We start from the raw sequence: 14187 nt of genomic DNA, 5'->3' as shown, positions 1-14187 counted from the left end.
GTTTTCAGCACATTAATTTCGAGGCATTTTTTTGCTACAATAGATGCAATTTTTTATGCATATTCGATCTAAGCTACTATGACTGACGCTCAAACCGCTCAAAATATTGCAACCACATACGATCCAACCGAGATCGAAAAGAAGTGGTACAAAACGTGGGAAGAACAAGGTTACTTTAAACCTTCTGGTCACGGTGAATCATTCTGTATCATGATTCCGCCACCAAACGTCACTGGTAGTTTGCACATGGGCCATGGTTTTAACAATGCCATTATGGATGCCCTCACCCGTTATAACCGCATGATGGGTAAAAACACTTTGTGGCAACCAGGTACAGACCATGCTGGTATTGCAACTCAAATGGTTGTTGAGCGTCAACTTGGCTTACAAGGTGTAACTCGTCATGACTTGGGTCGTGATAAGTTCATCGAAAAAGTTTGGGAATGGAAAGAACAATCTGGCGGCACAATTACGAAACAAATCCGTCGTTTAGGTTCTTCGGTAGACTGGTCACGTGAACGCTTCACGATGGACGAAGGTTTATCAAACGCAGTTAAAGAAGTATTCGTTCGTTTGCACGAAGACGGTTTAATTTACCGCGGTAAGCGCCTAGTAAACTGGGACCCTAAACTTCAAACAGCACTTTCTGACCTTGAAGTAGAAAGCAAAGAAGAAAAAGGCTCACTTTGGCACTTTAAATATTTCTTTGAAGACAAATCAGTCAAAACTCAAGACGGCAAAGACTATTTAGTTGTTGCAACAACTCGTCCTGAAACTTTACTCGGTGATACTGCGGTTGCTGTTCATCCTGAAGATGAGCGTTATGCACACCTTGTTGGTAAAAATATTGTATTACCAATTACTGGTCGTTTAATTCCGATCGTTGCAGATGACTACGTTGAAAAAGACTTCGGTACTGGCTGTGTAAAAATCACGCCTGCTCATGACTTCAATGACTATGACCTAGGTAAACGCAATAGCTTGCCTATCATTAATATCTTCAACAAAAACGCCGAAGTTTTAGGTGAATTTGAATATATTGCAAAAGCTGGCGAACAAATTTCTAAAACGATTACTGCACCTGCGGACTATGCTGGTTTAGAGCGTTTTGAAGCACGTAAAAAATTAGTTGCTCAAGCTGAAGCTGAAGGCTGGTTAGATCAAATCCAACCGTATGACTTAAAAGCGCCACGTGGCGACCGTTCAGGTGTGATCATTGAGCCATTATTAACTGACCAATGGTACGTAAAAATTGCTCCGCTTGCTGAACCTGCAATTGAAGCAGTTCAAGATGGCCGTATTAAGTTTGTTCCAGAACAGTACAGCAACATGTACATGGCGTGGATGCGTGATATTCAAGACTGGTGTATTTCACGTCAGCTTTGGTGGGGTCACCGTATTCCAGCTTGGTACGATGCAAATGGCAACATCTATGTTGGCCGTAACGAAGAAGAAGTACGCGCGAAAAACAACATCGCGGCTGACGTTGAACTTAAACAAGACGAAGACGTTCTTGATACATGGTTCTCATCTGCACTTTGGACATTCTCAACTTTAGGTTGGACTGGCGACGCACAAAAAGATGCAGCAAATGATTTCTTAAAAACTTTCCACCCTACAGATGTGTTGGTGACTGGTTTTGACATCATTTTCTTCTGGGTTGCCCGCATGATCATGATGACCCTGCACTTCATGAAAAATGAAGATGGTTCATCTCAAGTTCCATTTAAGACTGTTTACGTTCACGGCTTGGTGCGTGATGGTGAAGGTCAAAAAATGTCGAAGTCTAAAGGTAACGTACTTGACCCATTAGACTTGATTGACGGTATTGATTTAGAAAGCTTAGTTGCAAAACGTACAACTGGCCTCATGAACCCGAAAGATGCTGCGAAGATTGAAAAATCAACGCGCAAAGAGTTCCCAGAAGGTATTAATGCTTATGGTACTGACGCAGTTCGTTTCACGTTCTGTGCACTTGCAAACACTGGTCGTGACATCAAGTTCGACTTAAAACGTGTTGAAGGCTACCGTAACTTCTGTAACAAAATCTGGAACGCGACTCGTTTCGTTCTGATGAATGTTGAAGGTCAAACTGTTGGTACTGACGCTCGCCCTGATCTATGGGAACTTCCAGAACAATGGATTATCAGCCGTCTGCAAAAAGCAGAAGCCGCTGTACATCAAGCGTTTGCAACGTATCGTTTAGACCTTGCTGCTCAAGCGATTTACGACTTTATTTGGAATGAATACTGTGACTGGTACGTTGAGTTAACGAAACCAGTTCTTAACGATGCAGAAGTTTCAGAAGAGCGTAAAGCTGAAGTACGTCGTGTATTGCTTGCAGTCATGGAAGCATCATTACGTTTGGCTCATCCATTAATGCCGTATTTGACAGAAGAAATCTGGCAGACGCTTGCACCAATGCTTGGTCAAGGCGGCCCAACGATTATGACTGCTCAATACCCTATTCCTGAGCAAGCAAAAATCAATGAACAAGCTGAAGCAGACATGCAATGGCTTCAAGGTTTGATTGGTGCAGTACGTAACATTCGTGGTGAGTTGGGCTTAGGTAATGCACGCTTGTTGCCAGTATTACTTCAAAACACTTCTGACGCTGAACGTGAACAAATTATTCGTATTGAAGCATTGTTCAAAGCCTTGGCTAAAGTTGAAAGCATTGAATTTTTGAATAAAGATCAAGAACTGCCATTATCTTGCTCTAGCGTTGTAAGCCATGCATCGGTATTTGTACCAATGAAAGGCTTAATCGACCCTAAAGCTGAGCTTGCTCGTTTGCAAAAAGATTTGGATAAAATCCAAAAGCAACACGACCAAATCGCGGGCAAACTTGCAAATGAAGGCTTTGTATCTAAGGCACCAGCGGCTGTTGTTGAAGGTGAAAAAGCGAAGCTTGCTGAATTTGCTGCCCAGTTAGAGAAAGTGAAAGCGAATATGGAGCAAATTGCTGCGCTTTAAGCTTTTTAGTCGAATAAACCCAGAATCTGTGCAAGCAGGTTCTGGGTTTTCTATATTTAAAAATCACTTTTCTGTAGAATCAGCATATGAAGATGCCATGTTTTTATATAACCTTCCAATAAAGGTAAATTTTCATTAATTTCTTTATGAAACAGCAGATTAAAATCACATAAGAATAAATCAGCTATATCTTGATAAGTAAATCCTATAAATTTTGTAGGTTCTCTAATAACCCACTCATCATAAATTCCCAATAAATCAACTACAAGAATTCCACCTTCAGAAAGAGCATTTATCATTCGTTTAATTACGCTATAAAAATAACTTGGGTTACAAAAGAACAGACTTGATGAAGCAATAATTAAGCTTGCAGATGGGAAATTAAAGTCTTCAAAAGATTCATGATAGAAAGTAAATTTAGAGTCATCTTTGAATCGCTCAGCACAGACTTTTTGTGCATCAATTGAAATATCAAAAGCATGAACATTAAATCCCTTTGAGAGTAGATAAGCAGATTCATTGCCAGCGCCACAGCCACAATCGATAGCAACTAAAGGCAAGTTAGGAAAATAACCTAAAGCCTTTTCTAAAATAGGTCTATGTTTAAGTTCTCTTGATAATTGAATAAATTTTTCATTCATAAAACCGATCTTTTAATTTTTATAATTTTCACACTATATTTTATAAAGAATATAACCACAATGATTTCTTATTTTTAGAAGCTACCGACTAAATCACGGGCCAACTTGCAAAAGTGAAAAAGCGAGCTTGTTGAATTTGCTGCTCAGTTAAAGAAAGTTAAAGCAGATATGGAACAAATTGCTATGCTGTAACACAGTAGTTGAGTTCAAAAATTCCCTCGCTTGAGGGGATTTTTTATTTAAGAAAAATATTAAACTTTGCAAATATAGACTCGATTTCATCTTTTTTATATTTCTGCATAAGAAAATCCATACCTCCCTTACCAACATGGGACCATCTATCATCCTTATCATATTTTGAATAAACTTCATTAAAATAATGATCAATATCTGTAAGCATCATTAATTCACGCACAAAGCCTAAAGTGGTTTTTGAATATGGAAATTCATATTGTTCTTTTATTGATTTAATAATTTTATCAAGTTCACCTAAATTTTTTATACCAAACAAATTCAACTCTTTTAAAACTTTTAAATTAACTTCCTTATCCAAATCATTTATTTTCTTTGTGTATTCAGGGTATTTTTCATAAATAAGAGTTTTTATGCCAATTGTACTTAACTCATATTCTTGCTTATCTAAATTTTTCTTAAGCTGATTCGCGTAATCTTCAATTTCTACTGTTAAACGATTAAACTCTAAATCAGCAGACTCTAATAAACCTGAAAGTAATTTAAAACGACGGTTCAAATGTGAAGGTAATTTCCCTCCTAATTTATATCCACGATCATGCTCAATTTCCGCCCATGCATGTTCTAAAGCCGTTCTAACTTGAATTTCAAAACATAATCCTTTGTAAGCAGTAAACTCTGGTAAATTACCTCTTACTTTCCCCACATCACATACAAAATGAACAGAGCGATAACCAACCTTTTCTTCACCTAATTTTTCAGATTTATTTACACTATCAGCAGGATGAACATTAAACATAGTCTGAATTAGTTCGCAAACTTTTTGCACATCAGCTTCAATTAAAGTAATTACACGAATACCAGCTAAATCAGTCATTAATTCTGGGCTGTAATCTTTTTCGGCAAGTTTATCATTAATCTTTTTTAGAAAACTTTTCTTAGTTTTGTGTCTATAAGGTACATCGACAAAACTGATTTTTTGAGAAACTAAAGAATTTTTAAGTGTTACCGCAATAATTTCTGCTAATCCTTTGTAAGGATCAATATTATTATCATACCAAAGCCCATGATCTTCTTTATTTTTAACATCGACTTTTGAATTCATAATAATCCCATAATCTATTTATCCAAACTCTTTTAAATAATTCTCTTATAAAAATTACTTTTTAGAAATTTAACTTTAACTCTTCATTTTTATCATAATAGGAAAAAATATTTAACTACTTCCTCATATGATTTGAATATTTTCTCTTCTTTTAAGTGAAGATCAGATCAAGGTTTATAAAACCCCGTGCCCCAACAACATCTTTAGCCCACTCACCTTTTTCATGTGCTTTAAACGTTCCTTTTCCCATTTCACCTGCTCCTTTAACTCAGCACAATCAGCATCTATAGCTTTATAAACGTCACTAATATGTACATGCTCTGCTTTAACATTCTTGGCTAACTGAAAAGAATCTAAAATCTCAGCTATTTGACTTTCAAGCTGCTGACTTTGTGTATCCAATGCCAGTTTATAAAACCGCAACTGCTCAGCAGATAACTCTTTAGCGCCTAGCCCTTTATTCTGTTCAAGCTGTAACTGGAGTTTGAGTAAATAAAACAAATCCTGCTTTTCGTAGGCCTGACTTGCTTGTTGAAACAACTCAGTTTTTTCTTCTTTTTTAGTTTCATCTTGCTCACGGTCTGGGTGAATCATCGCGGCAATTTTTAAATAAACTGTTTTGAGCGACTGCGCTGCCATTTGCTCGGCGTGTTCACGTTTCTGTTGCTGTCTTTGCTGTTTGGCTTGTTCACGTGCGTGTTGCTGCTCGGCAGCATACTGTTCAAAGTCTTCTTCAAGTTCTGGACTTTCATCAACGCTTTCTTTGTATTCAGATTTTATTGAATGAGCTTTTTTATTCTTTTTTACCGACTCTTGTGCATGTTGCTGATAAAAGGTATCGATTTGCTTCACCAACTCCAACTGTTCAGCAGATAGCGTTTTGGAGTGCTTCAACATTTGTGCAAGCTGGGCATTTTTTTCATCTAGTTGTTGCATGTCTGCTTTGGAAAACTCATGACTATGCAACATATTCCAAAGTTGCTTTAACTGTTGGAATAACACTTCATGCAAATCGCCATACACAGGCAACAGTTTTTGCCGAATGTGCTGTTGAATCTCAGCTTGTGCATTTTGCCATGTGCTCAGGCTAACTTTTTGCTGCTCTATTTTATCAATCAGGTGATTCAGTTTTTTCTGCTGTGCAGATGGCTCAGACCTTTGCTGCAAGCTCACTTTAAGATCAAAGGACATACTCATCCACCTGAAAAAGAAAAAAGTGTAGCAATAATCAGATGAGGAAGGTAGCCAAGCATTCTTTAAGTGTTAAAAAGCCTAAAATTTATATCTTAAGAAATCCACCAAATGACCAGTGGCAAAGTCACGGCAGCACATAGAGTTTGAAAGCTAATTACCGCCGCCATAAGCTGACTATCTCCGCCTAAAACTTTGGTTAAAATGTATGAAGCAGAAGCAGTCGGTAGCGCAAAGAAAATGACTAAAATCTGTGTTTGCAAACTTGGTAAACCAAACCACGTACAGACCGCGTAAGCCAATGCAGGCACTGCTAAAAGTCGTGCAAACGTGTCTGCTACCAATACCACAATGTCTTTTTTAATTTGCATAAACTGTAAAGCTGCGCCAACACATAACAACCCTAGTGGCAAACTCGACACTGAAAAAAGCTTAATAAACTGAGTAAAGCCTTCCCAAATAGGAATGTGAAGTGCATTGACTGCGGCTCCGACCACACATGATGCAATCAACGGGTTTTTAATGAGTGCAATCAAAACAGGTTTAATTGCCATGTGTTCTTTAGAGGTTAGAGCAAGCACCGAAATAACATTTACAAGCGGAATGCAAAGCGCCAATAAAATTGCCAGAATTGCCATTCCTTCAGTTTTAAAAAGTGAAGTGACTAGAGCCAAACCAATATAGGTATTAAAGCGAACCATACTTTGTACGTGCACACCGAAACGTGCAGGCGGTATGTGCCAAAACATTCGAAGTATGTATAAAAAGGCGGTCACTGTTAAAACCACAATCAACATCGCAATAATGGCTGTACTTAAGCTTTGTAAGTCAATTTTTGTGGTCGATAGCGTACTAAAAAGCAAAGCTGGAAATAAAATATAGTAATTTAGCTTCTCTGCCCCAGCCCAAAACTCATCGCTAAAAAAACGATATTTTTTAAATAAGTATCCCGATGCAATTAATGCAACTAAGGGAAATAGAGATAAAACAATGCTATTCATTTCTTTACTCGAGTTTTATTAGGGCTTGCTGTTTTGGCAATTAGCTTGGTTTAGTCATATATTAAAGATAATGAAAACTCATGATAAAATGAGTTTTTACTCATAATAAATACAACATGACCTTTACCCAACTTGAAATTTTCGCACTCATTGCCGAACTGAAAAGCTTTACAGCTACCGCAGAAAAATTGGGAATTTCTCAGTCAGCAGTTTCTCATGCGCTTAAATCATTAGAACAACAATGGGGCATTAACCTCATTTCACGAACTCAAAGCGATATTGAGCTGACTACGACAGGTCAGCAGTTATTGACTCATGTAAAAGAGCTATTGAGTATTTCCGATACATTAGAAAAAGAAGTGGCTGCTATCCACGGTTTAAATGAAGGCACATTACGTATTGGTTCGTTTGGGGCGTCATCCTCTATTTATTTACTGCCTGAAATTTTAGAAACCTTTCGGCAGCGTTACCCCAAAATCGAAATTTATATCGATGAAGGCGAAGATAAAGAAGTTGCTCAGTGGTTATTGGAACGGCGCATAGAGGTTAGTTTTCTAATTATGCCAGATGAGCGTTTTGATACATTCCCTTTAATTGAAGACCGTTTTGTTGCCCTAATTCCGAATGGTTACTCGCTTGCACAGCAACTCTATATTGATCCAGTACAGCTAGAAAACTGCCCTTTTATTATGACAATGGCGGGTAGTCGACATCAGGTCGAATTAATTTTAAAAAACTTTAATGTGAAGCCAGACATTAAATTTTATGTTTCCCAAATTCTAAGTATCGTCAGTATGGTCCACAACCAGTTAGGGATTTCGATTGTCTCTGATATGGTGCTCACCAAAGAGTTACTGTCACTCTATCCAAATGTAGTTAAACGCCCTTTTAAACCAAACCTTAAACGTTCTATTGGTCTCGCAGTCAAGAATAAAAAGCACATGAGTCCCGCTGCAAAAGCTTTTATTGAAGTCGCACAATCGGTTTGGTCAGATCATTAAATGATTACAGATAATTTTTAAGAATTTGATAACGAACTCTTTCAGGTCATTTTATAAGCGCATTAGATGACTTGTAACATAAAAAGCGCCAAAACTACCCCTCTTTAACCAAATCAACGCACCATTTATCGCCAAAAACCACTTATTTAATCCAAATTGGTGCGCTTATTGCATATTCACTTTTATGCAATTGAGTTTGTTTCGACAAACTTAGGTTTTTAGATTCCTTAAATCTATTTTGGTGCAATTTACAAACCCAGATTTGTTCCAAAATGGAATTTAGCACTTTTTTCGAGCATGCTATGCAAAATGTAGATCTATTTTTCTTATTACTTGGTGCAGTTTTGGTTCTTGCCATGCACGCAGGTTTTGCATTCTTGGAACTTGGTACGGTTCGCCATAAAAATCAGGTGAACGCACTTAGTAAAATTCTGACTGACTTTGCCCTTTCCGCAATCGCATATTTCTTTGTTGGCTACTACATCTCTTATGGCCAGCACTTCTTCCATGATGGTACGGTTTTATCAAGTGATCATGGCTACAACCTCATGCGTTGCTTCTTTTTACTTACTTTTGCTGCGGCAATTCCTGCCATTATTTCGGGTGGTATTGCTGAACGTGCAAAAATGCGTTCACAAGCAATTGCAACACTCGCTTTAGTTGCGCTGGTATATCCATTTTTCGAAGGTATAGTCTGGAATGGCAACTACGGTCTGCAAAAGTGGTTAGAAACAACCTTTGGCGCAGCTTTTCACGACTTTGCGGGTTCAGTCGTAGTTCATGCCATGGGCGGTTGGATTGCACTTGCTGCTGTCATTCTATTGGGTGCACGTTCTGGTCGTTATAAGAAAGATGGTCGTGTAAGTGCTCATCCACCTTCTTCTATTCCATTTTTGGCACTTGGCTCATGGATTTTAATTGTCGGCTGGTTTGGCTTTAACGTGATGAGTGCTCAGCGTGTTGATGCTATTTCTGGCTTAGTTGCCATTAACTCACTTATGGCAATGGTTGGCGGTACGATTACAGCAAATGCGATTGGGAAAAATGACCCTGGTTTCTTACACAACGGCCCACTTGCTGGTTTAGTCGCAATCTGTGCAGGCTCTGACATTGTTCATCCAATCAGTGCACTTGTGATTGGTGGTGCAGCTGGGGCTATGTTTGTGTATCTATTCACTTATACTCAAAACAAACTTAAAGTTGACGATGTGTTAGGTGTATGGCCTTTACACGGCGTATGTGGCGCATTTGGTGGTATTGCAGTAGGTTTATTTGGTCAACAATGGCTTGGTGGCTTAGGAGGTGTCTCATTCATCTCTCAACTCATCGGGACAGCGCTCGCGATCGCTATTGCGCTTGCTGGCGGCTTTATTGTTTACGGTTTACTTAAAGCGACCATTGGCGTTCGCTTATCTCAAGAAGATGAGTTTCGTGGTGCAGATTTGTCTATTCATAAAATTTCAGCAAACTCTGAAGAGGGTATGTTTTAATACTTTCTAAAGTGCTCAGGGCGACGATACTTCTCGTCGCTTTTTTATTTTTAAGGAAAATTGAACTTCTTTCTTCAGTATAGTTTAAGAGCAATTTAAGTTTTATTTTATGTAATGCCTTTACCCACAATCTAATTGATGTTGCATGGCATGAATCAACAAAAACAATTTTTCCAGATTAATATCATTCTTCTGTTTTTCAGTTTTTTTCTGCTTTTAATCGTTTTTCCAGTGGGTGGGAAAATTGATATGTACCTCATCCAGCCTTGGATCGATTCAACGGGTCATTTTTTCAATCGAGACAATTGGTATCTGGAAAGACTTAGTCATGAAATTGTAAAACAGATCATTACTGGCATTTATGTCATCTTTTTCGGTCTATGGCTTGCGTCATTTAAAGTCGAGAAATTAAAGCTTTATCGCTGGCAATATGGTTATATGTTTTTTGTGAGCATGATTGGTAGCACACTGGTTGGTCTCTTAAAATCACAATCTGCTCATGCCTGTCCTTGGAATATGATTCACCCTAACAGCTTAGGTGGCTATATTTGGGACTTTACTGCGAAACATGGGCATTGCTTTCCGGGTGGACATGCAAGCGCCGGTTTTATTTTAATGACAGGTTATTTTGTTTATCGTCTCGAACAACCCAAACGTGCCTATTTTTATCTCATTTCAGGCATTTTATTAGGCTTTATGATGGGATGGGCACAAATGATGCGTGGAGCACATTTCTTGAGTCATAATTTATGGACAGGTTGGGTCATTTGGGCAGTAAATATCTTATTTTATGCCGTTTGTATTCGCCGCTTTGAGTTTGAAAAACGAATCAAACAAGAACTTGTCTAACTCAAGTCCTTGTTTCGTGAACATGTAAAATCTTTGGAAGTTTAACCAAAACTGAAAGTCCACCAAGCTCTAAACTTCTGTCTAGTGTCAAAGTCCCACCTAAACGTTGAGTTGCTCGGTCAACAATGGATAGACCTAAACCACTCCCTACTTCAAGATGGTGATGTACACGGTAAAAACGTTTTAGAACTTTATCATAATGTTCTGGGTCGATCCCCGCGCCGCTATCTTCAATTTGTATACACGCATCGCCATCTGTAGCAGTGAAAACAGAAATATTAATCATCCCTTCATGGGGCGTATATTTGATCGCGTTATCAATTAAGTTAAAAATAATTGAATGAACAGTTGGCTCAACACTATGCATTTCGATTGGTTCGTTACGAACAAATCCCAAGTCGATTTCTTTTTGCATAGCGAGATTAACAAGCTGTTCAACACAATTCAAAGCGACATCATTAAGCTGAAAAGCCCTCGTCGGTTCAATCACACTTAAAGATACATCCTGCTTAGCCAGCGCTAAAAGCTGTGTCACCAAGTGCTGAATACGCGCTAATCCTTTACTCAAATTTTGCAGCGATTCCTGTTCAGGAAACTGACTGATTAAAATTTTAGTTTGTAAATTCAGAGCAGTCACAGGGGTTCTGAGTTCATGGGCTGCATCTGCAATAAACTGTTTTTGCTCGTTTTGTGCCTTAGAAATGCGCTCAAAAAGACGGTTCATTTCATCAATTGTGGGTAACAATTCTTGAGGATAATCTACAACTTCAATAGGTGTCAGTTCTTCTGAATCACGATGAGTCAGTTCATTTTTAAAGTCATCAATCGGCTTCAACCCACGACGAATAATTGCAGCTAAAGCAAAAATCGCAAATGGTAAGATAATCAAATATGGAATGAACATGCTACCTGCAAGTTCCCAAGCAAAAGCCTCACGAACCTTTTCTTGCTGGCTAATCTGAATCTGGTAATCCTTTAACGGTAAAACATAGGTACGGATTAAGCCGTTACTGGTTTTATGTGAGTAAAAGCCAGCTTGTGCAACAGGTGGAACCAATAAATGGAGATGGTGTGATAAATGGGCTTGATCTTTATAAGCCCAAATATCTACAAATAGATCTTCTTCATGATAAGTTCTATGAAAATCAAATTCACTGCTTACCGTTTTTAATGGATATTCAGCTGTTCGCTCAGCTAAATAACGCATTTGGGTATCTAAAATTTCATCAACTTCTTGCAGTGCAACTTTATACGCACTAAAAATTAATATACAACCTAAGATGACACTGAAAATTGAGGTGCCCCAAATCAGTCGTTTTTTTAATGAATAATGCACTGTTATGAAGTTCCAAAATTAAGTTACGATTGCCCTAAACGGTAACCCAATCCTCGAATCGTTCGGATAAAGTCTTTCCCGAGTTTAGCTCTCAGGTGATGTACATATACTTCAATCGTATTACTGGTCACATCACTATCGAAATCATATAACTTATCTTCAAGATTTGCTTTAGAAAAGATTTTATTTGGGTGACTCATTAAAGGAATCAGAATTGCCCATTCACGATTAGACAAATCAATACGCTGTCCTTTAAACGTTGCAATATGTTGCTCAACATTTAAAACCAGATCACCACTTTGTAATAGTTGCTCATGATTCGCAAGCTGAGCCTCTACGCCACTACGGCGCAATAGCGCATGAATACGGGCAAGTAATTCATCAAACTCGTATGGTTTGATCAAGTAATCATCTGCACCATGGTTTAAACCATCAACACGGTTTTGTAACTGATCTCGCGCTGAAATAATTAAGACGGGAGTTGCTGCTCTTTGGCGAATTTGCTTTAAGACCTGCATGCCATCCATCATAGGTAGCCCTAAGTCCAAAAGAATTAAATCGAATTTATTTTTAGCCAACTGAGCCAGACCGTCTAAGCCATTATTGACCCACTCCACTTCAAATTGATGATATTGCAGCAACGTTATTGTTGACTCTGCAATCATAAAATCATCTTCAATCATCAAGATTTTTGTCATGTTCTAGGCTCGCTTTAATTCACATGGGCACAAGAGTGCAGCATATCCAGTTGAGGGTTGATGACCTGAGTTTTTACACCTAACAAACTCAGTAAGCTTGGGAATAAATTATCCTGACTTAACTTTTCTTTAGTTTGTTGGCCTAAACAACTCACTTGTGCAAGGTTGTGTTGTTTCCAGCTATCAGAAAACCACATCATCATTGGTACATGCGTTTGTTGGGTCGGTGCAATTGCATACGGTGAACCATGTAAATATAAACCATGTTCACCCGTCGATTCACCATGATCAGATAAATACCATAAACCTGTTTGATATTTCGATAATTCTTTTAGGTTATTAATGATCTGACTTAACACATGGTCTGTATATACAATTGTGTCATCATAACTATTTAATAACTCTGTTTGAGAACAACCCTGTATCGCATTAGTATCACAAGTCGGTTTAAACGGTTGATATTGGGCAGGTGCACGCTTGTAATAGGCTGGACCATGACTTCCGACTTGGTGTAAAACAATGAGTCGCGGACGAGTGTCTTCTTTAGGAATAGTCGCTAAATACTCATTTAAGCTATCGATTAAAATATCGTCATAGCATTCGCCATCTTTACACCATTTTTGCTTTAACTTTTCTGGTATTTTGTACTGTTCAACACGATCACAAGTGCCCTTGCAGCCAGAGTTATTATCAATCCAAGTTACTTGGTAACCCGCACGTTTAGCAATGTCCAATAGACCTTCACGGTGACTTGCTAGTTGTTCATCGTAGTCAACGCGAGGCATTCCAGAGAACATACATGGAACCGACACAGCAGTTGCTGTACCACATGAGCTGACTTGGGAAAAATTCAAAATATCTTGTTTAGAAAGTTCCGGATTCGTATTTTTCGAATAACCATTTAATGCAAAACTTTCTGCACGGGCAGTCTCACCAACAACGAGAACCATTAATTTAGGCAAGTTGCTTTGTACTTGCTGAACTTGATGAGCATCTTCTCCATAATGTATAAGTGGCAAGTTCTTCTTAGGCGCCATTTTGTCGTAATAAGACATTAAAGATGAAATGCTATTTTGTGGTGAGATCATACCTTTTAAATCACGATGCTCACGAAAAATAGATGCAAAATCAACATAGTAAACAAATAGTAAAATACCCACGATTGCACATGAGGCTACAATCGAACCAAGCTTTTTCATCAACAAATAAGATACTTTTTCTTTTTTAAGCTTTACCTGAGTAATTAAAATAATCGGCAAAACAACAAAGAAAACTGTCCAAAGCCCGAAACGTAATGAAATTAAATCAGAAACTTCAGATACATCAGTTTGTATCATATTTTGAATCTGATCAGGTGAGATAATTACACCTAATGTATTGACGAAATAAGAGCTAAAACCACCAATTACGATCAGTAAAATTGCAAAAATTTTAGCAGTCCATTTCCAGTTTAAAATCTGTAAAATCGCATAATAAGCAGCAACCACAATAACTACAGTAGCAGCTAAAAATAGAATAGCCTTTATTCCAAAATATGGAGTTAAAATATGGACTTGGTGATAAAAACCAATATTTAGAATTGCCCCTAACCAAATGGCTATAATCAAATTAAACATAAACAGTGAAATCTGTTTATGTTTTAAAGTAGAAAAAAAATTCAGCATCTTGGGTGACTACAATCTTTTTATGATGCTCTAATGTAGAAAT

The 14187-nt window shown here is 38.0% G+C and carries 11 protein-coding genes; 4 read left to right on the top strand and 7 right to left on the bottom strand.

Annotated elements, in window-relative coordinates; translation table 11 throughout:
* The first annotated feature begins 78 nt into the window (after positions 1-78).
* On the top strand, positions 79-2976 hold the full coding sequence (locus MKL33_RS05485) for a valine--tRNA ligase (protein ID WP_270906637.1): 2898 nt from the start codon (positions 79-81) through the stop codon (positions 2974-2976).
* A 56-nt stretch (positions 2977-3032) separates the two neighbouring features.
* Here MKL33_RS05485 and MKL33_RS05480 read toward each other — a convergent pair whose 3' ends face one another.
* The 4 genes from MKL33_RS05480 to MKL33_RS05465 form a co-directional block, all read right to left on the bottom strand.
* Entirely contained in the window at positions 3033-3617 is a 585-nt protein-coding gene (locus MKL33_RS05480) for a methyltransferase domain-containing protein (RefSeq protein ID WP_270906636.1), read from the bottom strand.
* Positions 3618-3852: 235 nt separating this feature from the next.
* The gene (locus tag MKL33_RS05475) at positions 3853-4914 is read right to left on the bottom strand and encodes a GTP pyrophosphokinase (protein WP_270906635.1); all 1062 of its coding nucleotides are present in this window, start codon (positions 4912-4914) and stop codon (positions 3853-3855) included.
* Between the two features lie 174 nt (positions 4915-5088).
* Positions 5089-6105 (bottom strand): molecular chaperone DnaJ, encoded by a 1017-nt coding sequence (locus MKL33_RS05470; RefSeq protein WP_270906634.1) that lies wholly within the window; start codon positions 6103-6105, stop codon positions 5089-5091.
* Positions 6106-6200: 95 nt separating this feature from the next.
* Positions 6201-7106 carry an AEC family transporter gene (locus tag MKL33_RS05465; RefSeq protein ID WP_270906633.1) on the bottom strand — a complete coding sequence of 302 codons (906 nt, stop codon included), beginning with the start codon at positions 7104-7106 and terminating at the stop codon, positions 6201-6203.
* A gap of 116 nt (positions 7107-7222) precedes the next feature.
* On the opposite strand from MKL33_RS05465, the gene MKL33_RS05460 reads away from it, so the two are divergent.
* The 3 genes from MKL33_RS05460 (at position 7223) to MKL33_RS05450 (ending at position 10446) form a co-directional block, all read left to right on the top strand.
* A complete protein-coding gene (locus MKL33_RS05460; RefSeq protein WP_270906632.1) occupies positions 7223-8107 on the top strand; it encodes a LysR family transcriptional regulator in 885 nt (294 codons plus the stop codon).
* 302 nt (positions 8108-8409) lie between these two features.
* Positions 8410-9597, top strand: coding sequence for an ammonium transporter (locus MKL33_RS05455; RefSeq protein WP_270906631.1), 1188 nt, complete (start codon positions 8410-8412; stop codon positions 9595-9597).
* Positions 9598-9735: 138 nt separating this feature from the next.
* Positions 9736-10446 (top strand): phosphatase PAP2 family protein, encoded by a 711-nt coding sequence (locus tag MKL33_RS05450; RefSeq protein WP_270906630.1) that lies wholly within the window; start codon positions 9736-9738, stop codon positions 10444-10446.
* A 1-nt stretch (position 10447) separates the two neighbouring features.
* On the opposite strand, the gene MKL33_RS05445 is transcribed toward MKL33_RS05450, so the two are convergent.
* The 3 genes from MKL33_RS05445 to MKL33_RS05435 are packed head-to-tail and all read right to left on the bottom strand — an operon-like array spanning position 10448 to position 14144.
* Entirely contained in the window at positions 10448-11782 is a 1335-nt protein-coding gene (locus MKL33_RS05445; RefSeq protein WP_270906629.1) for a sensor histidine kinase, read from the bottom strand.
* A gap of 23 nt (positions 11783-11805) precedes the next feature.
* Positions 11806-12480, bottom strand: coding sequence for a DNA-binding response regulator PmrA (locus MKL33_RS05440; RefSeq protein WP_002116411.1), 675 nt, complete (start codon positions 12478-12480; stop codon positions 11806-11808).
* Positions 12481-12494: 14 nt separating this feature from the next.
* Positions 12495-14144, bottom strand: coding sequence for a phosphoethanolamine transferase (locus MKL33_RS05435; protein ID WP_270906628.1), 1650 nt, complete (start codon positions 14142-14144; stop codon positions 12495-12497).
* Positions 14145-14187 lie beyond the last annotated feature (43 nt).

The organism is Acinetobacter sp. AOR43_HL (assembly GCF_027854635.1).
GTDB lineage: Bacteria > Pseudomonadota > Gammaproteobacteria > Pseudomonadales > Moraxellaceae > Acinetobacter > Acinetobacter pittii.
This window is presented reverse-complemented; position numbering and strand designations above follow the sequence as displayed.